Source organism: Rheinheimera gaetbuli, assembly GCF_054781935.1.
In genome coordinates this window covers 465,663-488,934 of sequence record NZ_BAAGTL010000001.1, presented here as the reverse complement: position 1 = coordinate 488,934, position 23,272 = coordinate 465,663, and the positions used below count along the sequence as shown (strand labels likewise).

The following is a 23,272-nucleotide window of genomic DNA, read 5'->3' as shown; positions in this document are numbered from 1 at the left end:
TTATATATCAATATTTTAATCTGGTCTGATTTGTCAGCAATTTTTTGCCGAACTTAGCCAGATTCGCTTACCTTAGCAAAAATATACCTTATCCCCCGTCAAGAGCGAAATGGTTCGTCTTAAGACATTATTTAGCTATCTAGTCGGAGAGATATATGAGCAAAAACATTGCAGCAAAAAATTGTGCGGAAACACAGACATTGGGTGAACAGTTGCCGCCTCCTGAGGAACGTACTTCTGGTGCAAGTGAAGAGGCTATTATTGCTATCGTTGGTTTACCTTTTGCCCCGGAAAATCTTGATATTACCCTTAACCGCTCCAATCTGGAGTCTGCATCAAAAAAAGAGTTTGCTATGGCATCTCTTGAACAGCGAGTGGGTTTTTCAATTTCGGCTGCTGATGACCTTACTAAAGGTTCGTTTTTCTTCGCCTCAAGCACAGCGAAACTTGATGAAACCAATTTACAGCGCTTTCGGCAACTTCATGCAAAGGCGCATTTTTTTGTTGAAAGTGATGACTCAATTAAAGCTGTGTATCTGATTGAGGGTAATCGTGAAGAATGGCGACAGCTAAAGGAGGCGCGGGAATCAACGGATAAATTGGATTTCAAATTTAGCAAATCATTCAAGATTAATGCTGGCTGTTATAGCATTAATCGACTAGAGCCTGCTGTTAACATGTATACATTTGCCTCAGATTTTGGTGTCGATGAGGCGATCAAACCTAAAAAGTTCAAGCCAAAAATGATAGAGCTTATTCCTCTCAGTGAGAAACTAATGCCGTCTTTGCTCTATCACTTCTCAATGGTCCAAAGGATCGGTGCCCTTGAAACATATGACTATGTTTTTGCTACCACAATGTCATTTATTGGTGCGATGGTTGCCAAGGTACTTGTCGTTTCTTCAGACAATTCGAGTCGCTTAGCGCCAATTATGTGGAGTCTCTCAATTGGTAAGCCGGGGACAGGTAAAACGCCTACCCAAAATGAAGTGTTTAACCTTTTTGAACGTTTTAAACTTTCGCAAGAGACTGTTGAAGCCAAAAATTTTTTCAATGAGTTAAAACGGATGGCTGATAAAGCCATCATCCTGGAGATGAACACAGAGATTAAGCAAGCTGTTAAAACCCAAAGCGCACTTAACATCGATGCTTTAGCAGCCATGCGACAGAACGTAGAAATATTGTCTAGTGATGCTCAATCTAAGAAGCATATTGGTCGAGTCCTTGTTGTGACGGATACAACCTCAGCAGGTTTAATTGACCTTCTTACTGGAGACTTATTTTCTGTCATCCTGCACTCTGATGAGCTAGGTAGTACGCTTAAACTACTCAGTAATCCAAGTAATGCCACTCTACGTGGGCAATTGATGCAGTCTGAATCAGGAAACGCGGAGATTAAAAAGGCTCGGGCGTATGGCTACTCATCTGTTGAAAGCGCAGCTGTAGCCATGATTGCGAATGTTCAACCTGACGTATTGCTAGCAGAAGTAAAAAGCTTATTTAATAGCAATGATGGGTTGATAAATCGCTTTCAAATTGCGGTATATAACGCGACTTCTCGCAGTAGCTACAAGCCTAATCCCGCCTTTGATGCTGATAAACAAATGCTAAAATTTTTAGTTGCGCTTAAAAAGTATCTGGTTGGCTTGTTTGAGCCTGATGAAAAGATCGTATTTAACCTATCGAAAGAAGCATCGGCGTACTACAGCCGTTTTGTAAATGCTTTAAATAAGCATATTGAGGAGAGCGCGAACTTTCCAATTTATGCTGCTCACGTGTCTAAATATTCGGGAACAATTCTTAAGGTTAGTCTGGTTTATCAGTTGATTATTAACTATGAATCAGGGCGTCTCAACAATGATTCTGATAAGGTTGTTGGTCTTAAAGCTCTTAAACAAGCTCAGTGCACCATCACTTATCTGCGTTCACACGCAAAAAAGGCCTTCAAAGAAAACAGTGACATCCTTCACAAAGAAGCCGAATCACTGTTGTTTAAGTTGCTTGAGCTTCCACAGGATAAACAATTCACCGCTAGCAATATTGCCCAGCGGAACTGGCGTGGGATTAATCGCGATACTGACAAGGTTGAGAAGCTTTTAGAATACCTTTTGTCGTTCGGTTTGGTAACTCGCCAGGTTGATTATAAGAAGACTCTCTGGAAAGTTCGTCCAACAACTAAATACATGTTCAAGCATTAATCTGATGTTAACGAACACTAATCACACTAACTGCTTTTCGTAGTGTGATTAGTGTGCAACCAGACTAATAGAACTTAACCTTATTCGAATTGCTGAACATTTGAGGTAGTTAAAATTGCAGACTAATAGCAGTAAGCAAAAAGCCGAACAAAATCTCTATAATACAACAGAGGTTTCTGATTCTATTCCTAGACACATTAAGCTGTTACTTACCCAATCCAGTAATGACTATCTGGAGAATATGGCCTATTACTCAGCATCTACTAATAAGCTAAATAGCATAGATTGGTATATGCAAACGATTAGCAATACTAATAGTGAGCTTATGGTTAAAACGGAGACCAAAAATTGGTTTAGCCATAAGCCAGATTCCTATGCAGTTAGTCAGTTCAAGTTATCCAGACTACACAGCTTTCTGACGTTATTTTTCAGTAACCCATTGGCATTTGGTTCAACACCAATAGTAGATATGCTGTATCTAACCATAGATGTTAATGAGGATGAGTTAAAAGCATTAAAGACCCGTCATCTAAAGCAGTTGCCCGAATGTTTAAAGCTAATAAAACAAGGGAAGGCTGAAGTTCTTGCTAACTACCAAGATGTGTATCAACGCTTTGCGATTTTAAGTTTTGGTCGCGACGACAAGATATTGCTACTTTGGGGTTTGCATCCTGAAGTAGCAGCAAAAAGGAGTGAGCAAAACCTTCTCAAAGTCACTATCAACCCGGCACGTCACACGGAAACTGAGCTGCAAACATTCTTTTCCTGGTTAAAAAATGTGCTTGGTAAACAAGCAAAGAGTAAATTACTCAATGCCAATGTGACTCGGCTTGATATTGCACTTGATATTGTCGGTTTGCATTTGCCTGAGCTGTTAATAGATCAAACTGGATGCACAGAGTACGACTATATCCTGAATGAGGGCGCGGACGAAGAAGTTGTTGGTACGCAGCGAGTCGGTAGCCCTGAAACGAGTCATCTGAGAGCCTACAATAAATTGCAAAAATTAATTGATGCTGGGCCGTGGGATATTCCTCTGTTGTCGTTCAGAAAGGTGCCATTTCAACCAATTCAAATTACTCGTTTAGAAAGAGTGCGTAAGCCCCATGATTCAGGTGGATTGAAGTTAATTAGTCTAGCTTATGGATCGCAATACTTTCTAAAGGGAACAAAAGTTTATTGTCCACGTCTGTTACTTAAGCTAACTGAAGTGCAACAGAAACTTGTCAGAAAACATGGTTTTATGTACTGGTATACAAATCACAATGGTGCAAGTGTGATTAGTGTGCAAGAACTACAAGCTCATGAAATCCGAATCAATCATAGTTTGCTAGAGTTGGCGCAGGTACAAGCGTTAAAACATCTGAAAAAGCTGATTCTTGGATAGCTTGGCGGCTAATCTTTGTTAATTAATAAAGGAGTTACGATTGAAATTAAGTGCTTGGTTTATTTATCTTTATTTCCATCAGGTCATAGGGTGTGTGCGGCTTCAGCATTGGTTGGAATTCGCTCGTGCCAGTGATGTTTTCATCCCGCCAGCGATTTACCAATGCCATAACTAGCGGTAGTTAGAGTTGTGATGCCTTGCTATGAGTATGCATCAGCTTAGTGGGGCGGCAGGGTAATCACAGAGCAAGATAGCGCGGTTTCGCCGGTATCTTTGTTAATCCATTCCCGACACAGGCCACCAAGTAATATCGCACCATCTTTAGCAACGAAATCATGGTCATAAAGTGGCTTACTGACTGCGCTCATAATCTGTTGTAAGTTGTAAGAAATCAATACGGTGTTTTATACATTAAATTTACAAAAATAGATGGGTTCGTGTTTAAATAAAGATCTTTCAGCTGTATAAGCATTAGGGCAAGGAGTATAGAAAGTGCCTAAATATGAAGTGGCTTACTATTACAACGAGCATGACGAGTGGGAACCTGTCTCATATCGAGAGCTTTTCAGCGATGAACGCAGAGCTGAACTGAGAGAAAAAGACCTTAGGGATAGGACTGACGGCAATTATCAACTAGGAATAAGAAATCATCCTAGAACACCACATTTCTTTGAGAAAAAACCTGTTCGCCATGATATTGATCCAGGTTCTACTGAAAGTGAAGCTCATAAAGAACGACAAAACATGATCTGTAACTTTCTGAATAAGTACGAAAGACATGATTTTGGCTACTTCGAAACCCCTTGGGCTGATGAGAAAGGTTACGAGAACCTACTGAGAATCAAAAACTATCAGTGGGCAAAAGAAGTTAAGTTTGGTCTAGTTTATGGAAAGTTTGTTCTATTCGATATTTTGGGTAGGCATTCAAGTGAAATTTCTCTAACCGATAAAAATCCATTAATTGCCATTGAGATTGTAGATACACATTTTCACTCTAAACAAGCTTTTAAAGTATTACTGGAGTCTACAAAAAACATCCCATTACTTGTCGGCTACATGTTTTTACCTGAAATGCCTAGGTTAAACTCGGTTAAAAAGCCAGATAGGTCCAATAGGTATTGTAAAAACAGAATCCATTGCTACATATCTGATGGTTCATTTTGGTTCAGGAACGAACGGATCGAAGACTTATATAATGTCTCCCCAAGTGAACCGGAAATTTACTACAACCTCGTTCGAGAACAACTGTATGAACAAGGTTTTATGCGTAGACAAAACCAGACGTTCCAGTTGTAGTGACAGTGAAATTTCTTTAACTTAGGTTAATTGATAAGATTTAGTAAATGTTCGTTTGGTATTCACTCATGGATGAAGTCTTAATACCTTATGCAAAGCTAATTGACGATGGTCGGCTGGTCACGATTGATGAAGTAGAGTCGGGATTAGCCTGTAACTGTCTCTGCGATGGCTGCGGAGCTCCGATGGTGGCGCGTAAGGGGCAGGAGAAGGTGCATCATTTTGGGCATGCGCCAAGGTCTGCAAATGAGGATAAACCCTGCACATTTAACTTCAAGCGAGGTTGTTTCTGGCTGATCAGACAAATATTGGAAGAGTCAGTTGGTAGCGAAATCGCGTTGCCCGATTACGACTTACCACTTAGTAATATACTTGCCCGGCATGAGAAACAGTATCAAGTTACCAAGGCATCTAATCCTGTTTACCAGCAGGTTCTCTCATTTGAGTTATCGTCAAATAATGAGTCTGCGGTTGCTGTCTTAGCGATTGGTGAACACCGTTTACAGCTAACATTCGGCTTTCCCAAATTGTTTAAAAAGGCTGCCAAAACAGGCGATGGCTGTGCAGAACTGTTTGTAAGTCTGGCTAATGTTTATGACGCCTATACCAAAGAGAAAAAGCCTTTTATCCAGGTAATCAAAGCGCATATCTTCTCGAATCAATACAAGGAATGGGTATTTCACCCGCGACAAACAAAGTTTGAGTCACAGTTTGTTGCAGTATGTGACGACATTATCGCTGAAATGAAGCGGCAAGCACCGTTACAATTTAAGCCTGTTAACAATAAGCCAGTCCCCAAGCCGGTATTTCCAGAGCGGCAGTATGTTGTTAAACCTAGAACAGAGCCAATCAGCGCCGAAGCGCAGGATGTTATTAAATACAATCAGCGGTTAGATGAGATGGTTAACGCGGCTGATGCGCTGTATACCGTTCTAAAGCAGTCCAAAGCCAAGCATTGTGACAAGTGCCAGTTCTTGTATATGGTCACGAATACCAAGTGTCCTACTTGTGGCGATTACACATCAATCACCATTCAGCTTGACAGACATTACATGCACAACTTAGCACAGAAATACCAGGCGGTCGGTTATGTTGAGTTGTCGTTGAAGAATCATCCATAAGGATAATAAAAAATGCATGAAGAAAGAAAAACAGTCTCTTTTGAAGATATTGAGCGTCGCTTTATCAGCAGTCATCAGAAGCCATATTATGACTGGCTGCGCAATGTTGTAACGCTGGCGCTCGCTGCACTGACCAGCTTAGTCGCCCTTCAGGGGCATTACGTACCGCAAAAACCCTCATGGGTGCTATTGTTGGCTTTAGGATGGGTATCGCTAGCGTTGACTATCTTATTCGGGTTATTTGCATTAAAAGCTGAATACAGGACTCCTTTGGATGCTGTCCTAAGACTAAGAAGGATGAGGGCATCGTATGGTGATGATGTCACCGCAACAAAGCTAAATAGAAATCTCACTTACAAATCGAACTTCAGTCATAAATGGTCGGTTGTTGCCATGGTAATTTGTTTTTCTACAGCTCTTATATCAATTTGTCTTTTTGCCATAGTAAATCTGCCATGGGGCTATTGACGCAAGCATTTATCGACTTGTAGCTGTTTCTAGCGGTATCAGTTTCTGATTCCTCTGGTTGACTGACTCTTATCAATTAGTGTACCCAAGCAGGTTAGTGCCTCCCTATAAGAGCTATAAGTTTCGCCAACTTGATACCACTGATTACACAAATAGCCAGGTAGAAATAGAAGTATTGCCTGTTTATTGCTGGCCGGTTTGAGTTTTGCCAGAGACGGCAAATCATGGCCAACACCATTCCATTGCTGCAGAAGTTGCACCGCCTGTTGCTCAGTGACACGCTGATTATCCATAACCAAACCTTAAAAGTGAATTATTGGTTAAAAATAAATTTACAAATGATTGATGTCAAATGGTGTCGCCAGTAGAATGAGGCCCATTGCGTAAACTCACAAATGGAGAGAACTTCAGGATGAAATCCAACGCACCAATCCAATATGTGGAGTACCCCAAGCCAGAAAGGCCATCTAATCCGACACCACTTGAAATGATCATTTATAACTACGAGTTAAAGGCGAGAGATTTTCATAATGCCAGGAACAAGGGAGCACCTGCCAACGAATCAGTTGTAGCTAAAAAAGCTAGAATTGATAAGTGCAATAGAGATTGGCAGCATCTCAAAGTTGAAAGACGTAAAATTGCAGCCCATTTCAAATTACAGACTCAGCTTACTCAATATCGTGAATCGTGCAAGCAGCGATCAGCTTTTGAGCTACTCGCTGAAAAACATCACCCCACTAAAACACTGGCCAAAAATCTTGCCGCCGTAGGAGAGATAAAGCCAACCTCATTTCATGAGGCGCATCACATCATTCCAGGAAAGGGCAGATTCATGCAAGCCGATATGGAATTATGCCGTCTAAACCTACATGGCTTCGGTTATGGTATTAACGATCCAATAAATGGATTGTGGTTGCGCAACTTTGAGCCAAACAGGCAAGATGATTGGGCAACGCCTAAGTCGCCTACCCACAGGCCATTGCACAATGAGAATTACGAGGATTGGATTTCAGATCAATTTATTAACGACAATCTTCCTGAAGAGATTTTTATTAATCGTTTAAGAACAGTAAAACTTAAACTTAAAACTGGCGAACATCCCAGCTATATCACGCAGAGAGGGACTAGTAAAACAGGGAGTACGGCATGATTTATCGTTTGAAGCGACAAGAAAATACCCATGAACTTGTTCAGCTTAGAATAATTGAGTTGGCAAAACTGCTTAATGACACCGATTTACGTTTCACTAAGCGTATTTTTAACAGTTGCATGCCGATATCAGAACGATGGGTAAAGCCAAGTTGCTCAGCACACCCATCCTTTAAGGATGTAGCAGCACCAGATATTACTTTTTGGAGTAATTTTTTGGTACTCAACCAAAGAGCCTTTGAGGTACTTGCACCTCATATTAAAAACGATGGAGAGTTTTTGCCGATTGACGTCGAAGGTCATTCAGTAATCTTGTTTAACTGCACACAGTCAGTCGCTGAAGTTCCTGAACTAAGCTTGATTAAATACGAAGACGGCTTTCCGAACGGTTTAAAAAGTTTGGTGTTTGATGAAGATGACGTTGCTGGTAAATCCATATTCAAGTCGGCTCTAGAAGGCTACCACGCACTTTTTATAACGGATGTTTTTAAGAATATTTGCGAAGAAAGTGCTCTGACTGGCGTATGGTTCGACAAGGACTTATTAAATATATTCAGTTGTCAGGTAACAGCTTAAATGAGACATGATTGGGGGATGCTCCTCAGTCACTATTTCGTTCATCAGCAACCAAAAGTTCGGTGCGAAACAGGTTAAGAGATATAAAACATGTGCTCACTTATGGTGGTTGTCCATCGCAGATTTTAGAAAAGAAAGATGCTCAGTGGGCAGGTGAATAAAATGGTTTATCAGTTAAAGCACGATCCCAAGAGTTATAAAGCTTTACAGCTTGACGTTATGACAATTGCGGAGCAATTAGATGACTTCAGCTTGATAACGACATTAATGAACGCACCGCTAACTGGTGAGTCGTTAGCAAGTAAATGGAAATGTGTAGAAACATCACTGCAAAGTTTGTCGAAAAGTGGAGCCAAAACACCGGATATCTCTCTGTGGGATAGCCAGGGCTTATATCTATCTAGCAAAGCCTACGACGCCTTAAGTAACGTACTAAAAAATGACGGAGAGTTCCTTTCGATTAAGGTAGACGGTGAACCTGCATACCTCTTCAACTGTCAGGTATTTGGACAAGAGGATATTTCACTAACAGAACGAAAATATTTAGATGGTCAGCCTGCTGGTGTTGTATCACTAGTCTTTGATGAAGCTGATTTAGCAAATAACGGTCGATACTTATTTAGATCGAAGATGCAGGGTTGTACGATTCTGTATGCAACGGAGCGCTTCAAGCTGTTAATTGAAAAACATAATTTGTCCGGCATTAATCTAGACAGCCAGTTGCTTAATATATTCGTTTAAGGTGAGAACCTTTATATAAGTATGAGAATTTATTGCGTCAAACCAGAGATTAATTCCTACGAGGTGCCGGATTTAGATCTGATGGAAGTAGCCAAGTTGATTGGTGATACAGAATTAAAATTGGTTCGCCGGTTTGTCAGATTACACGAGAGCATTAAAGAACGTTGGGTACAGCCAGTATGTCCTTTAAGCGAACCTTTTCAAAACGGAACACCACTACCTGATGTATCGTTTTGGGGCGGTTTCTTACTGCTAAACGGTAAAGCGAAAGAGAGCCTGCTTCCTTTAATTGCTAAAGACGGTGAGTTATTGCCGCTGATAATTGATGGTGTCCATTATGACTTTTTTAACTGTATGTCAGCAGGTAAAGAGCAGACAGCGTTGTGCTTAAAAAAATACATGGACGGGTTTGAGTGCGGATTAGAAACACTTGTTTTTGATGAGGGTAGCCTGCAGGGCTTAAACATTTTTAAATCTGAGCTCGAAGGCTATAAAGCGCTATTCGTATCTGAAGCATTTAAGAAATGCTGTGAAAAACACCACCTCACTGGCGTAAGGTTTGACGAAGATTTGTTAAACATATTTTGATGTAAGACCAATAACAGTTCCGTAGCGTATTTAAACTGCCCGAGGCACTAACCTTGGGCAGCACGGTAAATGATTAGCAACCCAGCTCAGTTTTCAAGCCACCAACCTGGCCTTCGACCGCTGGTTCTTTATATGACGGTAGCGTTGGCATGATATTTAAGCCGACACGGGACTCAACCTGATTAATAGTCACTTCACGTGGACAAAAACCCGCAGAGCGGCTTAAGTTTTGCTCCATGATAAATGCCGATGCTTCTACCCAGCCTGCATTATCAGTAATGACAACTTTAAAGTAACCTGATGGTATAGTGTGGCTTTCATCTGCGCCCGGCAATGTACCGAAGTACCACTCATATAACGGCCCTGTTATGACGTAAATATCCTGACCATTACGGGCTAGGTTTCTTACAGCGGTTTCTAGTTTAACCCATGCCCCTTGGTTTAGATTGGCTGACTGCGGTGTGATGTTAGATAAGTAATTCGTCATTGCCCAATGCGCTGTATTGCTAAAAGCAGCCAGCGGCACTTGATGGCCTCGGTCAGTACCAAGCACCGCGGCAGCATCAGTATAATCAGCTGGTTCAAGGGTATAGGCAGAACTGATACTTGGGTCAGCCTTCCATGTCCGGGTACGGCTTGGGCCATCAATAGTATTCTTAGTCACTTTATAAGCCACCCAATTCGCAAACTTAGTACTGCTGTTGTTATGCAGGGTGTAGATAGGACGCTCAATTGTTTGGCCTGATTTACCGGTAGGGCAGCCATAAACACAGTTTGCAGCGAACGCTTGAGATGCTGACAGAAATGCCAGTACTGCTAACACGAAGGTAGTTTTGATTTTCATTTTGATGCCTTTCTCTGGTTAACCAGAAAGCATCATGCGCAGAATTTGTTACTTAGTGATGACTAAAGTTTGTACAGAATTATAAGATGTAGTGTTACTTGTCTGTCCCATCAGAATCAGACACATCATTGTCAGGCAGTAAATCTTTTGCATTACATTCAAGGGCTGTTGAAATTTTCAATAACGCTTCAATACTTACATTCACCTGGCCGCGTTCTATGCGACTGATGTAGCTCAAATCGATACCGGCAGCATGACACAGCTCCAGCTGCGTTAGTTTCTGCTGAATGCGTCTGTTCTTTACGTTTAGCCCTAAGGCGCTTAAAAACTGCTTACTCATCAAAAGCCTCGTAAATTTAGGCGACTATGATGATTTGCCCTCTAGTGGTCTATAGTTTATATTCCTAGGCATATAGTCCTATATAATGAGTAAGCACATGGAGCGATATAAGTTAATCTTTGACGGACAGATTAAAGAGGGGAAAGACAAGCAACTCATTGGCTCATTTCTATGTAAATTCTTAAAGATATCAGAGAGTAACAAAGATAAGCTGTTCTCAGGCCGGACGTATTCGCTACGAAATAATCTAAATCAGCAACAAGCGAACGAGCTTCATGCAAAGCTTGAACAAGCCGGAATATTAACAAAAGTCATTCGAGAAAAATCACTGCAAGAAGATGTGACCTATCAAGAGACAGTCGTTAACTCAGTAACCAGCGCTAAGAACCTGGCAAATGATGATTACAGAGTAACGGTCAGTAATAAAGTTATGTGCAAACACTGCGGCTCTTTACTTCACGGTGGGCCAGCCAGCACTCAGCTTGTTGATAGTGCCGCAGAGCCTACTCAGCCATCATTGGCATTACCAAAAATGGCCGGGTCTCAAAGCGGCGATACAGTGACAGTAGTGGATTTGGAAACGTTGGATGTGAGCCCTTGGTGGAAGGAGCGATTTAAGATTTTACAAGCTAGCGGTGCAGCAGAGTTAGGGTTCAAAGACTACTTCGTACATGGTATGACAAAGCTGCCCAAAGCGGATTCAAAAAAGCTAACGTTTCAGTGGTTCTCGATATTAGCCGGTTTACTAATTGGCCCTTTGTTGTATCTGTTCAAAGGTATGTTCAAGAAAGGCTTTTTCTTAACGCTCGTAAGTTCGATTATCATTTTTGCTGTTGCCTTTTGTGTCGAGATTATGGGATATGAATATAAGCCCTTCTTTAGCAATTTGATTGCAATGGTGATAGTTGCTCAATTCTATGTCTACGACTATTTCCGATACAAAATCCTAAACGAAACTTTTTGGCCTGGACTACCGAAATGGATGGGAAGTTCTGTGACCATCACGTTGGCATGGCTGGCATTCTTCGGATTCATTTATTCAATATTAGCGGTTATCTAAGAATGCTTATCGGCACGCGTGGACTGAAGTCAAAATTGAGAATGCCAACTGGCTATCAAAATTAATGCTTTTATTAACTGGAGTAATGTATGGGAAAGCTAGCTTGTTTGTTGTTGTCAGTATCGCTGCTAACTGGCTGTTTTGGTTCAGTGCCAAAATGCTCGAGTGATGCGTCAAAAGAAATATTATTAAATTTGCTAATTAGGGACTCGCTTAAAGCGAGCCATGAAGTACTAAGTGATAGAGATTTAAATAAGTACATACAAGTAATTAATGTTAGAACTACTGACTACGATAAAGAATTCAAGCGATACACGTGTGAAGCCACTATCAGGTTTGAAGACCAATTGGACTATCCAATTTACTATGAATCGGTCATAGATGAAGAAAGTGGTGAACATATGGTTTACACTAATCGTCTAAACATACAGCAGGCATTCGGCTTAACTCATGTTGTGAATGGCATCATTCTGAAAGTGAATCAGGGAAAGAGTGAATAGGAGCGGTTACGGTTCATTACAGCAAGCTAGCCCATCACCTTAAAGTCAGGCAACATTTGACATGAAATCTGCTATTCTACAAAACAACTTTAAGCAGGAAGTTCAGCTAGGCTTATCGCAAGGTAGGCGAGCAATTTTAGTCCCCGGCACTCTTCGCTGGGGCTTTTTCTTTTTACAAGTGATGATTATTAAAAAACACCTGAAACAGGCCTCGGGAAATACGCAGCTATTCGCTTGAACTCACATTACTAAGCATCAGCGTTCTGTATGCTCTTTCAGCTTATCTGTGTTGCATAAGTGTAAATTTTAGCTAAAGTGGTGACAGCTGTATCAGAATTCACTATGTTAGTGACAAGGCATGCACTTTGTCTCTGATATAGCAAAAAATATGCACTTTAATCTATATTAAAGTGCAAAACTGAATTCTTCAGTTAATAACTCTCAACACTACGGGGAAGTAACATTTATGGCGCATGAAGTATCGATTAACTTGCACACGAAGTTGGTTCAACACAAAGACATCGAGATCGAGGTCAAAAAAGACAATTCAAGGTTAGGCAACTTATTAATCAGTAAAGGTAATATCGAGTGGCTTCCAGCTGGTAACAGCGTTAATAAATATCGCTTGAGTTGGGCTAAGTTTGCTGAATTTATGGAAGAGCATGGAAAAAATATTAGAATTGAATAAATTGCGCATTTCTAATTCAGTCCCCGTACACACCCACAGACAATTCGGAGACTGATTTTCGGTAGATCGTAATCTGGTTGTTTAACATCAGCTTTAATGTAGTGATTCTTGTTAATCATAGCCTGGTGCTATCGACAGGTTTTCAACACCATAAAGAGTGGGAGTGTTTTCTAACCACAAATGAAATTCTGAACCTTGCAATTTGTGGTTCGGAGAGCAGTCGATATTCCAGTGTCTCAACACGTACCCAGCAAGAGCTGCTCGAACCATAATTTTTAGTGCTCCATCTGTCATGCCATATTCAGTTTCTATAGTTTCAGGATATTCAAGATTTGGATGAGGAACTATGTTCATTTCGACGATACGGTTCCATTGTATGTCATTTTCTTTTGTCTCGACCTTTGTAATTTCTCCATCCAGTAGCTCTAAATTCGTAATGCGGTTGATAACAAAATCAGTAAATCGATTACGCATACGGTCGTAAGCGCGTACATGCCATCGAAGACCATTATCAATAAGTGCAAAAGGAACAATCACGCGTTGACTCAAGCCACTCGATAATGAGCGATAGCCTATATCTAAGGCTTTATTCTGGTGAATAGCTTTGGTTATACCGGCAAGAATTTCTAAATTTGGGAAATTTAGTTTCGTTGGAGATTCTGATAACACTAAAGAGTTACTAACTGCGACATGATCATCCCCTAGTCCATAACACAATGCGGACAGTGCCTGAGCACTTTTGTAATGAAAGAGCGGTTTAAACTGCTCTGTGCTGATATATGTTTTAGCTCTGGTATCGTAGGAAAGGTTTTTAGGTGCCAATTCTTTATATAAAGACATATCACGCGTTGCTGCAGCAGCTTTTATTCCAAACCGGCTAACTAAGTCATTTCTGCTAACAGTACCCAAGAATCGAAGTTTAAAGTCTATATGAAATAGTCTTTCCTGTTGTGATTGGCTGATGGTTTCTAAGTGGAGTGACGCATCGCTTTTCAAAATAATTACTACCTCTATTTTAGAATCTTTTGCATACCTAATAAGCGTTTCGTATCTCAAGATCATCGAACTGAGACAACGCTCTATCAATAAAAACAACCGTTGCACTTAAGAAGAGTTTAGATCGTAATCCCAATTACATATGGGTGTCAATTTTATCTGTTGACATCATCAAAATGATGATGATATTGTTTTTCCAATTGGAGTACAGGGCGGGCTTTAAAGATGAGTTCTCTACCAACATCCAAAAGGGAGATAAGGATTGAGTTTCCAAGGTTTGCAAGCAAAGTATAGTCGCCTATTTGACGAAAATGCCGCATGGAAGTTGTTAAAGGCAGACAATGCGCCGTACATCCTGGCATTTATTGCAGAGATTTTTTCTGATGAAAGTGAAGTACCTTATGGTAGAGCACGAATATTATTGGATGCAGAGATTACTCGTTGCAGGGAGTTGGGTATTTGGGTAACGGAGACTTCAGCATCTACTTATCTGAACCAATGGATCAAAAACGGTTGGTTACGCGAGATGGATGACTCTCTGACTAAGACCGATGCAAGTGAAATTGCACTTAGATTTTGCAGGGGGTTAGATGAGCGTAGTTCAAGTACTACGGCGTCACATCTGCGAATTGTTCAGGAAGCAGTCCGAGACTTAGCTGTTGCAATTAGCCCTAACATTAATGAAAGGGTGCTTCTACTTGAAAGTAAAAAGGGAGAAGTTCAGCGAGAAATTGAGGATCTTCAAGCCGGAATAATTCCCATGTTGTCAGAGGCAGAACAGAGAGAAAGAATTCGTGAAATCTATCAACTGGCCTCTGTTCTGACTGGCGACTTTCGCCGTGTTGAAGATGAAATTAGGGTCTTAGACAAAAATCTTCGCGTGCAGATCATTGAGGGAGCATCCTCCCGAGGAGACATCTTACTTTCTGTGATGGAGAAAGAAGCACTGCTTTCGACTACCGATGCAGGGAGTGCATTTGAAGGATTTTTTCAATTGCTTTGTGATCAGAATAGAACGATGGAATTTCGCGAGCAATTACGGGGCATCTTGAGTAGACCGATTGGGCAACAATTATCGGGCAGCCAACACCAGTTTCTTAGTCATTTAATGCGTGAATTGAACCGAGAAAGTGAAAGAGTGTTTCGAGTTAGAAGGCGCACTGAAGAAAGTTTACGTTCATACATCGAGAGTGGCGTTGCGGCAGAAAATCAGGCTGTTGACCGATTATTGTTAAAACTTGAACGGCAAGCTGTAGTCCTGCGTGAAAAAGGTCTGGAATTGAAAACTGAAACAGGTCTTGTTCTGCCAGTAGGCCCAATAGAAATTAAATCTCCCGAATCTTTAAAGTTAAGAAGCCCTGATGACAAGCTTAATACTTCAGGGGTGGAAGAAAACGCGAATCGCAGAGAGCCAAGTGCCCATGTACTTGATTGTCTTGATGCTGTTCAGGTAAAGCAAATCGCTTATATATCGCTAAACGCTCTCAGGAAAAATGGCCCAATGTCTATTGCCGGGCTCACTAATCTCAATCCTTTGAAGTCTGGTTTAGAAGAGTTAGTTGCTTACTTGCGAGTTGCGAAGGCAGTTCATGCAACAGTATTAGATCGAAAAGAAGAAGTAATAGTTGGCGATAAGCAAGGGGTTAAATTGAAAGCTTTAATACCTACTTATCTGCTAACTGCCGAGTTATTTCCTGATGATATTGATGAACTGGCCCTCTAATTAAACATGGTAAGGAAAGCCAATGACAGATAACACACCTCCAAGCAGTTTCTTCTCTATGGTTAAAGGTGAGGCAGAACATGTCCTTTCTCCTAATGATAAACCGATGTTGAACAATGACTCGAACGAAGCCGATAGTTTAAATTGGTACTCACAGGAAAATTCTATAGCGGACAATACTTCTTCATCGCTTACCTCGTCCGATTCTCTGTTAAAGACAGAAGTGGTGAACACTGATGAATCAGATATGCCTCATGATGCCCGTCGTGTTCTTGTGCATTTACTGCGACAAGGCTCTGTTATGGCGTCACAAAAACCGAAAGTGTTTGAGCAGCTTATTAGATTCGAAATAGAAGTTCGAAAGCATTTATCAGAAGTATATTTGCGATTGGTGCTCGACCAGAAAACAGGAGTAGCTTTTGTTGCAAGTACGACTTCTGAGCATATTGAAGAAACGTCGGAAGATGAACTTTATGAAGAAGAGTTTGATTCAGAAGAGTCAGCAACTCTTATACCAAAACGAACACTTTCACTTTTTGATACTTTGATACTATTAGTCTTAAGGAAACACTATCAAGAGCGTGAATCTTCTGGAGAGCAAAAAATTACAATTGATATTGAACGTTTAGAATCCTATTTGGCCCCCTTTCTGCCTATCACTGACCACGCTTCAAAAGACCGGAAAAAGCTACTAGCTAGAGTAAAAGAAATGATAAAAAGAAAGGTCCTTTCAACGATTCGAGGTGTTGAAGATAGATACGAGATAACGCCGATAATACGTTATGTAGTTAGTGCAAATTTTCTAGAGGAAATGTTAACAGAGTACATGTCACTCGCTTCAGATAAACAAGAGAACAATCAAAAAGAATGGAGTGGCTTGAAATGAATACAGATTTATTTGAAGTCTCAGGCATAACTGCAGAAGAGAGACGCAACTCTATTTCTAGTAACGATTTGTTTTCTCAGGGCCAAATAAGGTTGGCTGAGTTATCTGTTTATAACTGGGGATCTTTCCATGGGCTACATACTGCTTGTATTGATCCTGAAGGTACATTGGTAACTGGAGACAATGGAGCAGGTAAATCTACTTTTATTGATGGATTGATGGCTTTGTTGTTACCGGCAGGTAAGGCGACATTTAATGTCGCCGCTGCGCAAGGTGATCGGTCTGACCGTTCCCTAATTTCTTACATGCGCGGAAGTTTTGGTTCAGCTCATGATGGTGCCTCCACGCGAACAAAAAGCAAGCGAGAAAAAGCTGTTGTTACTGGATTAAGAGCACTTTACAAAGGCGAGGATGGCTCAAGTATAACTTTGTCGGCACTTTTCTGGACTTCTAGTGTTACCAATGCATTGAGCGATGTAAAACGGGTTTATATCGTTGCTAAGCGAAACCTTCAACTAAAAGAGATTCTGGACGCTTTTGGTGATGGCAATATCAGGCAGTTCAAACAATGGCTGCGGGATGACCCTTTTATTACTGACTGCGATAGTAACTTCACTGACTATCAAGAGCTGTATAGAAAACATCTATACATGGATAACAAGAATGCACCTGCGTTATTGTCACGAGCTCTTGGTTTAAAAAAAATTGATGATCTTACAAAGCTAATTCGTGAATTGGTGCTGGAACAAAGTAGTGTAAAAGATGACGTGAGAAAAGTTGTTGATGAATTTGCTGATCTAGTTGCTATTCATGAACAACTAGTTGATGCGAGGGAACAGGTTAACCATTTAAGCCGGTTGCCAGAAATTGTTGATACAATTTCTAAAGCTACAAAGGACATTGATTCTTTGCAGCTAGAAAAAGGTAATTTAGCAATTTACTTCGGTGAGGCACTTTCTATCCTCTGGATGAATAGGCTGGCAGATGTCGAGAGACAGTTAGAATCAGTCCTTAGAGACATCATTAATAAAGAAATAGATGAAAAAGATGCTCAAGACTCTCTTGAAAGAAGACACGAAGAATACTTGAGCCATGGTGGCGATAAAATTGAGTCGCTCAAAAAAGAGATTCGTCATATCCAGGAAAAGTTGGAAGACGTAATACAAGTATCTTCAAATTACCAACGAGATTGTCGAGATCTTAGTCTGAACACAGAGCTTAATGAAGAAATTTATATTGCGCATAAGAAGGCCGCTTCTGAAAGATTTTTAAAAAGTGAAGAGGAAACCGAAAAGGGTCAAAATTATTTTGCAGAAATTAGTGCTCAATTTAGTGATCAGCAAAAATATTTAAGCAGTCTAAAGGACGAAATCAAAGAGATAGAAGCTCGTCCAGATTCCAATATCGATATTCGCTATCAAAAGCTTCGTGACGAAATGATCGAATCTCTAAGTTTATCCGGCGAAGAGTTAATTTTTGTAGGGGAGCTACTTGATGTTAAAGACAGCGAAAAATCATGGCAAGGTGCAATTGAGCGTGCTCTAGGAGGCCATAAAACAACTTTGCTTGTTCCTCAAAAGAGTTACTCAATGGTGACTCGTTGGCTGAATATTAAACATACTGGTCTACATGTGAGAGCTCAAGTCGTCTCTCAGAGTCGTACTGATTTAAACTCAAATAATTTCACGGAGTTCAACGAGAGAGGTTTTCTGCGCAAACTAATATGGAAAGACCATCCTTACCGTGACTGGTTGAAAAATCATCTTAGTAAATTTGATTTACTGTGTGTATCTGGTACTGATGAACTTGATATTACTCCTTTCTCAATGACTAAAGAGGGCCTAGTTCATCTTGAGAAAGGTCGCTTCGAGAAGAAAGACCAACGAAGAATTGATGACCGAAAAAGTTGGAGCCTTGGTTTCTCAAATAAAGCACGCCTTGCGCTTCTAAGTTCAGACAAACTGAATGCAGAGGCCCGCTTGTCTGAGTTATTTGACGACTTAAATAAAGCAAAAGCATCGCTCAAACGAATTGCGGAAAACGCAAAGTTATGGGAGAGACTAGCAAACTATTCTTGGGATCAAATAAATGCTCCTTATTGGCAAAATCGATTAGACAGCATTGAATCAGATTTGAGGGAGCTTGAGAAATCAGGCGGTGACCTAGAGTTAGCAAAAAACCGATGGGAAGCTGCAAAATTGCATCTTAAGGAAATTTTAGATGGCAAAGGAATTCTTTTGACAAAAAAAGGGGCTATTGAAACAAATAAAAGTGACGCTCTGCTGCAAGTAGAAAAGTTCCAAAAATTGGCATCGTCAGGGATGACTGATGAGGTTAGGCAGTTGCTTGAGCAAAGGGTTGGAATTGTTCAAATTGAGAATGCACATAGACAATCTGATATTGAAAAAGAAATCGATACTGAAATGGAAAGGTTTCGTGCTGCCAAAAGTACAGCTGAAAATATCGCAAATGGAATAATGGGGGCGTTCAGAGGCAAAGACAGATGGCATGTTTACACTGTTGATTGGCCAACGGGCCTTGATGGGCTTCAATATTACCTGGAACACTATCTTCATGTCCAAACAGAGGGTTTACCCACATTAATCGAACAGTTCAAAGAGAGATTAAACAAGCATGCTACTCAATCATTAGCGAGGATAAAAACCAAGCTTGAATCAGAGAGAGAGGACATTCTAGAAAAGATTGATACGATTAATCAGGTATTGAAACGTACCGAATTTAAGCATGGTAGCCATCTGAAATTGGGATCACAAAGAGAAAAATATTCCCACGTGCAGGAATTTGAAAAGAAAGTCAGAAGTGCTCTTAGTCAAGCAACAAGTGAAGATCATGAAAGTAGATTCCGCCTTTTAGAAGACGTAATTGATATTCTAGATAAAGCAAGTTCTCCAACAACATACAGCAATATGGAGAGTTTGAGGCTATTAGATCCCCGCTATCAAATGTCCTTTTTCGCGGAAGAGGTTGACTCTAAAACTCTTGAAGTAAGAGATGTTCTAGATTCAAGTAGTGGTAAGTCTGGTGGTGAAAAAGAGTCTTTTGCCGGCATTATCGTGGCAGCTAGTTTAGCGTACGTGCTTACGCCTGACGGATATGATAAGCCTGTTTACTGCACCGTTTTTCTAGATGAAGCCTTTTCAAACACTGCTGAGGCTGTTAGTCGACGTGTTCTTCGAGTATTTAAAGAATTGCGTATTCATGTAAACCTGATTACGCCTTATAAAAACTTAAACCTAGCACGCGAATCCGCAAGATCACTGCTAATTGCTGAACGAGAGCCAGAACTACATGAGAGTCATTTGTGTGAAGTGACATGGGAAGAGATTGATAGACGGATGGCTGCGCAAAAGCGAGCCGCATCTTCATTGGAAATTGAGCATGAGATTGAAATACAAGAGCTAGTCACCAGAGAAGCCGAGTCAAACGATGCCTAATCGCACAGATATTAATTCCTGGGGACTTTTACCAGAAGACGTAATTGAGGTTCTGAAACTTAAGTACTGGAATAACCGAAAAAATTTGAAAAGTTTGCTGTGTGGTGAAATGGTGTTTCCATTAGAGATTTCTTTGAAGCCTCCAACTGGAAACTCACCACTTAAGGACATTAATCACTATCAAAACTTTATTGCTGGCTGGAGGTCGTTCTGTAAGGAAATCGAACTTCGAGGGAAAAGTTCCTACGTTCGTTGGGAGAGTCGAAAGTATAGGTCCCTTTTAGAACAGGAAATACCAACACATCTAATTGTAAATGATATTCAGTCACTTGCTGGCTTATTGGGATCAAGCCAAGAACTGCAGCTTAAAAAATGGCATTTTACGATTGCTTATATCTTTGAAGCTTTGGTACAAGATATTAACAAGCGAAGTGATACTTTGGAGAGAGCTATCCGCGAACGTAGTTTGTTTCTGGTACTGATTTCGCATTTGGAAGTATTGACTGATCTTAACGATGCAGATCTCGAGCTACTCGTAAAATTGATTCCCCAGTTGTACAAAGGAATGGGCCGAGGATGCTATCTTCGGGCACTACCAGTGACATTTGTTGATACAAAATTTGTCGAAAAATACTTAAAGATTATTGAGTCAATATTAACGGCAGTGGTCGATAGCTCTGTACATGAGTTGGGGCTGTTAAGTTGGTTAGATTGCAAAGAAAAACCAAAAGATTGGCTATTAGTCAAACCTCTCAGTAAAGAGACCATGAACTTATTGGGCGGAATACCGCTACTCAGGATGTCATCAGAAACATTACTGAACTTTGAATTGCCTGCAGAAAACATTTTAGTGATCGAAAATGAACAATCATGTTTATCTCTAGACGATATCCCTAAAACAATAGCAGTTTCCGGTGGTGGGAAAAATGTTGCTTGGCTCAAAGCGAAGTGGTTAGACAATAAACGTGTAGGCTATTGGGGGGATATCGATTCTGAAGGCTTTGGGATATTAGGTGATGTGCGCAGTAAATTGGGCGATATCGTACCGCTCATGATGGATTCTGAAACAGTAGAAAAATACAAAAAGCGGATGGTCAATGAAAGTGAATCTCTAGCCAAAGAACCAGTTGCTCTGCTAGAGCATGAATTGAACCTTTTTAGAAAATTACGCAGTGGTGAGTTTGGTAATACTAGGTTAGAGCAAGAACGATTGCCTATGGATTATGTGTATGAAAAATTGAAATTGTGGGCCGGTTAATTGAACCAGACATAACTTGTTTTGCACAAACTTCTTAAATTATACGATATTAGGTACTATGAAAAACCTGCTGAAAAAGATAAGGGAAGCCGAAAAAAATGGCTCGTATTGAGAATCACAAATATAGCATTGAAGAAGCCTTTAGAGAATGTTTTTACATTGTACCTGATTACCAACGTGAGTATGTTTGGACTGACAAAGAAGTCCATCAGCTACTAGAGGATATCGGAGAGCAAATTGATGTCGGCTCTGCCAGAGAGTATTTTATCGGTACTATACTGGTGTCTCCTACTGAGCAGAAGAATCATTACGAAGTCATCGATGGACAGCAGCGTCTTACAACTTTCTTTCTCTTGTTGTGTGCTCTCAAGCATTTGTTTCAGGGAGAGCCACAGCGGCAGATGATTTCCGGATTAATTTCTACAAGTTATGTTGATAGTGAAGGGGAAGTTCGTACTAACCTTAAATTAGAACCCCGTTATGAAAGCGCCGGTGAAGTTATGGCAAAGCTTGTCGAGTTGGATGCTGAACCCCTAATTGTGCGTGCCGGTATTCAGGCGGCAGGTATCTCGAGTTTTGGATCTCTGGAAAATCTGGTTAACGCTTATAGTACTCTTTATAGATATTTGAAGGATAATTATGAGGAAGTAACACAGCTTTAAAAGTACTGGGGATATTTGGCAAATAACGTTGTATTTATCCAGATTTCAACTGATGTTAGTAGTGCTTTAAAAATTTTTGAGACTATTAATGAAAGAGGGGTCGGCTTGAATCCGATGGATTTGCTTAAGAATCTGTTGTTCACACAAGTAAAGCAAACCCAGTTTACGGAGCTGAAAGATGAGTGGAAAAAGGTTACCAAACCACTTGAGAAGGCTAAAGAAAAACCTCTTAGATTTCTAAGATACTTTTTGATGGCTAACTACGTCATAAAAAATGATCGTGCGGACAATGTTGTGCGTGAAGATGAAATTTACGACTGGTTTGTCGCAAAAGGTAATGCAGCTCTTTGCAACTACGAAGCTAAACCCTTTGAGTTTGTCCGAAAAGTAATTCGTAACGTAGAGCACTATATATCATTTGCTAAAGGGTGCGGAAATGACGGTCAACCAAGTTTGGTGATGGATAGCTTGAAAAGGCTTACTGGCGGGGCTTTCAGTTTGCATTATGTCTTACTACTTGCCGCCGCCAATTTTCCAAAACAACTATTTGATCACTTCGTCGCACAGTTGGAGAGTTTCCTTTTTTATTACATCTTCACAAAAACACCGACAAAAGACTTAGAACGTAATTTTTCGTTATGGGCGGATGAACTACGTACTATTGCCGGAACAACAGATCTTTCTTTACAGAAATGCAAACTAAACGACTTTATATCTGTTCATTTTGAGAAAAATATGAGTGCTAAGTCCCAAGAACTAGCTGATGCACTCAAACGGTTCACATTTTTTTCGATGCAGCAATATCGAACGAAGTACTTGCTAGCGCGCTTAACTCAGCACGTCGAAATGGCATTCAGCGGAATCAAGACGCCTGGCAGTCTTGAACCATATACCAAGCTTGAAGTTGAACATATTTTGCCGAACAACCCAAAAGCAGAGCTTCGCCAAAGTTGGCTTGATGACAACCCTAATGCTGTGTATGACGATTATAAAAATCGCCTCGGTAATCTTACCTTGCTGGAAAAACCAATCAATATTGTCGCAGGCAATGATTTTTACGTGGCCAAGCAATTGGAATACAGTAAGAGTGGTAACTACCTAACTCGAAGCCTTGTTGCTTTAGCCGATGTAGGGCAAGACACTTCAGTAACAAGAATCAATGCCAAATTGGAAGCGTTTCCTGAATGGAATGCTGCTTCAATTGAAAAACGGCATATGCTTTTAATTTCACTTGCGAAAGACGTTTGGAAGACAACGGACATTTAGTTAAGTTGTACTAGCTCAGATCTGAACTGACAGTTACCAGTTTTGTGCTGGTGTCTGTTCAATCAGATTT

Annotated in this window: 24 protein-coding genes; 19 read left to right on the top strand and 5 right to left on the bottom strand. The window is 40.5% G+C overall.

Annotated elements, in window-relative coordinates; translation table 11 throughout:
• Positions 1-155 precede the first annotated feature (155 nt).
• Both ACYVIC_RS02300 and ACYVIC_RS02295 read left to right on the top strand, forming a co-directional pair.
• The gene (locus tag ACYVIC_RS02300; RefSeq protein ID WP_460856899.1) at positions 156-2,198 is read left to right on the top strand and encodes a DUF3987 domain-containing protein; all 2,043 of its coding nucleotides are present in this window, start codon (positions 156-158) and stop codon (positions 2,196-2,198) included.
• 115 nt (positions 2,199-2,313) lie between these two features.
• Positions 2,314-3,585: a hypothetical protein gene (locus tag ACYVIC_RS02295; RefSeq protein ID WP_460856898.1), complete on the top strand. Its 1,272-nt coding sequence runs from the start codon at positions 2,314-2,316 to the stop codon at positions 3,583-3,585.
• A 218-nt stretch (positions 3,586-3,803) separates the two neighbouring features.
• Here the strand turns inward: ACYVIC_RS02295 and ACYVIC_RS02290 are convergent, their stop codons facing one another.
• The gene (locus tag ACYVIC_RS02290) at positions 3,804-3,953 is read right to left on the bottom strand and encodes a hypothetical protein (protein WP_460856897.1); all 150 of its coding nucleotides are present in this window, start codon (positions 3,951-3,953) and stop codon (positions 3,804-3,806) included.
• Between the two features lie 124 nt (positions 3,954-4,077).
• Here ACYVIC_RS02290 and ACYVIC_RS02285 point away from each other — a divergent pair, with 124 nt between their 5' ends.
• From ACYVIC_RS02285 to ACYVIC_RS02275, 3 genes are all read left to right on the top strand, one after another.
• The gene (locus ACYVIC_RS02285) at positions 4,078-4,881 is read left to right on the top strand and encodes a hypothetical protein (protein ID WP_460856895.1); all 804 of its coding nucleotides are present in this window, start codon (positions 4,078-4,080) and stop codon (positions 4,879-4,881) included.
• A 68-nt stretch (positions 4,882-4,949) separates the two neighbouring features.
• Complete coding sequence (locus ACYVIC_RS02280; RefSeq protein WP_460856893.1) at positions 4,950-6,002, top strand: competence protein CoiA family protein; 1,053 nt, start codon at positions 4,950-4,952, stop codon at positions 6,000-6,002.
• A 12-nt stretch (positions 6,003-6,014) separates the two neighbouring features.
• A complete protein-coding gene (locus ACYVIC_RS02275) occupies positions 6,015-6,470 on the top strand; it encodes a hypothetical protein (RefSeq protein WP_460856891.1) in 456 nt (151 codons plus the stop codon).
• 38 nt (positions 6,471-6,508) lie between these two features.
• Here the strand turns inward: ACYVIC_RS02275 and ACYVIC_RS02270 are convergent, their stop codons facing one another.
• Entirely contained in the window at positions 6,509-6,763 is a 255-nt protein-coding gene (locus tag ACYVIC_RS02270) for a hypothetical protein (protein WP_460856889.1), read from the bottom strand.
• 119 nt (positions 6,764-6,882) lie between these two features.
• Between ACYVIC_RS02270 and ACYVIC_RS02265 the strand changes: the two genes are divergently transcribed.
• The 4 genes from ACYVIC_RS02265 (at position 6,883) to ACYVIC_RS02250 (ending at position 9,524) form a co-directional block, all read left to right on the top strand.
• Positions 6,883-7,620, top strand: coding sequence for an AHH domain-containing protein (locus ACYVIC_RS02265; protein ID WP_460856887.1), 738 nt, complete (start codon positions 6,883-6,885; stop codon positions 7,618-7,620).
• Complete coding sequence (locus tag ACYVIC_RS02260) at positions 7,617-8,195, top strand: imm11 family protein (protein WP_460856885.1); 579 nt, start codon at positions 7,617-7,619, stop codon at positions 8,193-8,195. Before ACYVIC_RS02265 ends, ACYVIC_RS02260 begins: the two co-directional genes overlap by 4 nt.
• A 162-nt stretch (positions 8,196-8,357) precedes the next feature.
• Positions 8,358-8,936 carry a hypothetical protein gene (locus tag ACYVIC_RS02255; protein ID WP_460856884.1) on the top strand — a complete coding sequence of 193 codons (579 nt, stop codon included), beginning with the start codon at positions 8,358-8,360 and terminating at the stop codon, positions 8,934-8,936.
• Between the two features lie 81 nt (positions 8,937-9,017).
• On the top strand, positions 9,018-9,524 hold the full coding sequence (locus ACYVIC_RS02250; protein ID WP_460856882.1) for an imm11 family protein: 507 nt from the start codon (positions 9,018-9,020) through the stop codon (positions 9,522-9,524).
• Between the two features lie 73 nt (positions 9,525-9,597).
• Here the strand turns inward: ACYVIC_RS02250 and ACYVIC_RS02245 are convergent, their stop codons facing one another.
• Together ACYVIC_RS02245 and ACYVIC_RS02240 are read right to left on the bottom strand one after the other, a co-directional pair.
• Positions 9,598-10,368, bottom strand: a complete 771-nt coding sequence (locus tag ACYVIC_RS02245) for a DNA/RNA non-specific endonuclease (RefSeq protein ID WP_460856881.1) — start codon at positions 10,366-10,368, stop codon at positions 9,598-9,600.
• 94 nt (positions 10,369-10,462) lie between these two features.
• On the bottom strand, positions 10,463-10,708 hold the full coding sequence (locus tag ACYVIC_RS02240) for a helix-turn-helix domain-containing protein (protein ID WP_460856879.1): 246 nt from the start codon (positions 10,706-10,708) through the stop codon (positions 10,463-10,465).
• Between the two features lie 97 nt (positions 10,709-10,805).
• Here ACYVIC_RS02240 and ACYVIC_RS02235 point away from each other — a divergent pair, with 97 nt between their 5' ends.
• From ACYVIC_RS02235 to ACYVIC_RS02220, 4 genes are all read left to right on the top strand, one after another.
• Positions 10,806-11,768, top strand: coding sequence for a hypothetical protein (locus ACYVIC_RS02235; protein WP_460856878.1), 963 nt, complete (start codon positions 10,806-10,808; stop codon positions 11,766-11,768).
• Between the two features lie 89 nt (positions 11,769-11,857).
• Positions 11,858-12,268: a hypothetical protein gene (locus ACYVIC_RS02230; RefSeq protein ID WP_460856877.1), complete on the top strand. Its 411-nt coding sequence runs from the start codon at positions 11,858-11,860 to the stop codon at positions 12,266-12,268.
• A gap of 61 nt (positions 12,269-12,329) precedes the next feature.
• Entirely contained in the window at positions 12,330-12,506 is a 177-nt protein-coding gene (locus ACYVIC_RS02225) for a hypothetical protein (protein WP_460856875.1), read from the top strand.
• A gap of 228 nt (positions 12,507-12,734) precedes the next feature.
• Entirely contained in the window at positions 12,735-12,956 is a 222-nt protein-coding gene (locus ACYVIC_RS02220) for a hypothetical protein (protein WP_460856874.1), read from the top strand.
• Between the two features lie 111 nt (positions 12,957-13,067).
• On the opposite strand, the gene ACYVIC_RS02215 is transcribed toward ACYVIC_RS02220, so the two are convergent.
• Positions 13,068-14,012, bottom strand: coding sequence for a helix-turn-helix transcriptional regulator (locus ACYVIC_RS02215; RefSeq protein WP_460856872.1), 945 nt, complete (start codon positions 14,010-14,012; stop codon positions 13,068-13,070).
• Positions 14,013-14,214: 202 nt separating this feature from the next.
• Here ACYVIC_RS02215 and ACYVIC_RS02210 point away from each other — a divergent pair, with 202 nt between their 5' ends.
• From ACYVIC_RS02210 to ACYVIC_RS02185, 6 genes are all read left to right on the top strand, one after another.
• On the top strand, positions 14,215-15,675 hold the full coding sequence (locus ACYVIC_RS02210) for a DUF3375 domain-containing protein (protein ID WP_460856871.1): 1,461 nt from the start codon (positions 14,215-14,217) through the stop codon (positions 15,673-15,675).
• A gap of 22 nt (positions 15,676-15,697) precedes the next feature.
• Complete coding sequence (locus ACYVIC_RS02205; RefSeq protein WP_460856869.1) at positions 15,698-16,561, top strand: DUF4194 domain-containing protein; 864 nt, start codon at positions 15,698-15,700, stop codon at positions 16,559-16,561.
• On the top strand, positions 16,558-20,016 hold the full coding sequence (locus tag ACYVIC_RS02200) for an ATP-binding protein (RefSeq protein ID WP_460856867.1): 3,459 nt from the start codon (positions 16,558-16,560) through the stop codon (positions 20,014-20,016). The genes ACYVIC_RS02205 and ACYVIC_RS02200 overlap by 4 nt, the downstream gene beginning before the upstream one ends.
• Positions 20,009-21,274, top strand: a complete 1,266-nt coding sequence (locus tag ACYVIC_RS02195) for a Wadjet anti-phage system protein JetD domain-containing protein (RefSeq protein ID WP_460856866.1) — start codon at positions 20,009-20,011, stop codon at positions 21,272-21,274. Before ACYVIC_RS02200 ends, ACYVIC_RS02195 begins: the two co-directional genes overlap by 8 nt.
• Positions 21,275-21,372: 98 nt before the next feature.
• Positions 21,373-21,936, top strand: coding sequence for a DUF262 domain-containing protein (locus ACYVIC_RS02190; RefSeq protein ID WP_460856864.1), 564 nt, complete (start codon positions 21,373-21,375; stop codon positions 21,934-21,936).
• 15 nt (positions 21,937-21,951) lie between these two features.
• Positions 21,952-23,202, top strand: coding sequence for a GmrSD restriction endonuclease domain-containing protein (locus ACYVIC_RS02185; RefSeq protein ID WP_460856863.1), 1,251 nt, complete (start codon positions 21,952-21,954; stop codon positions 23,200-23,202).
• The last annotated feature ends 70 nt before the right edge of the window (positions 23,203-23,272 follow it).

Coding starts and splice junctions, on each gene's coding strand:
- ACYVIC_RS02230 (WP_460856877.1), top strand. CDS start 11,858: ATGGGAAAGCTAGCTTGTTTGTTGTTGTCAGTATCGCTGCTAACTGGC.
- ACYVIC_RS02205 (WP_460856869.1), top strand. CDS start 15,698: ATGACAGATAACACACCTCCAAGCAGTTTCTTCTCTATGGTTAAAGGT.
- ACYVIC_RS02200 (WP_460856867.1), top strand. CDS start 16,558: ATGAATACAGATTTATTTGAAGTCTCAGGCATAACTGCAGAAGAGAGA.
- ACYVIC_RS02265 (WP_460856887.1), top strand. CDS start 6,883: ATGAAATCCAACGCACCAATCCAATATGTGGAGTACCCCAAGCCAGAA.
- ACYVIC_RS02225 (WP_460856875.1), top strand. CDS start 12,330: ATGAAATCTGCTATTCTACAAAACAACTTTAAGCAGGAAGTTCAGCTA.
- ACYVIC_RS02280 (WP_460856893.1), top strand. CDS start 4,950: ATGGATGAAGTCTTAATACCTTATGCAAAGCTAATTGACGATGGTCGG.
- ACYVIC_RS02250 (WP_460856882.1), top strand. CDS start 9,018: ATGGAAGTAGCCAAGTTGATTGGTGATACAGAATTAAAATTGGTTCGC.
- ACYVIC_RS02235 (WP_460856878.1), top strand. CDS start 10,806: ATGGAGCGATATAAGTTAATCTTTGACGGACAGATTAAAGAGGGGAAA.
- ACYVIC_RS02220 (WP_460856874.1), top strand. CDS start 12,735: ATGGCGCATGAAGTATCGATTAACTTGCACACGAAGTTGGTTCAACAC.
- ACYVIC_RS02300 (WP_460856899.1), top strand. CDS start 156: ATGAGCAAAAACATTGCAGCAAAAAATTGTGCGGAAACACAGACATTG.
- ACYVIC_RS02255 (WP_460856884.1), top strand. CDS start 8,358: ATGGTTTATCAGTTAAAGCACGATCCCAAGAGTTATAAAGCTTTACAG.
- ACYVIC_RS02245 (WP_460856881.1), bottom strand. CDS start 10,368: ATGAAAATCAAAACTACCTTCGTGTTAGCAGTACTGGCATTTCTGTCA.
- ACYVIC_RS02290 (WP_460856897.1), bottom strand. CDS start 3,953: ATGAGCGCAGTCAGTAAGCCACTTTATGACCATGATTTCGTTGCTAAA.
- ACYVIC_RS02240 (WP_460856879.1), bottom strand. CDS start 10,708: ATGAGTAAGCAGTTTTTAAGCGCCTTAGGGCTAAACGTAAAGAACAGA.
- ACYVIC_RS02190 (WP_460856864.1), top strand. CDS start 21,373: ATGGCTCGTATTGAGAATCACAAATATAGCATTGAAGAAGCCTTTAGA.
- ACYVIC_RS02270 (WP_460856889.1), bottom strand. CDS start 6,763: ATGGATAATCAGCGTGTCACTGAGCAACAGGCGGTGCAACTTCTGCAG.
- ACYVIC_RS02275 (WP_460856891.1), top strand. CDS start 6,015: ATGCATGAAGAAAGAAAAACAGTCTCTTTTGAAGATATTGAGCGTCGC.
- ACYVIC_RS02195 (WP_460856866.1), top strand. CDS start 20,009: ATGCCTAATCGCACAGATATTAATTCCTGGGGACTTTTACCAGAAGAC.
- ACYVIC_RS02260 (WP_460856885.1), top strand. CDS start 7,617: ATGATTTATCGTTTGAAGCGACAAGAAAATACCCATGAACTTGTTCAG.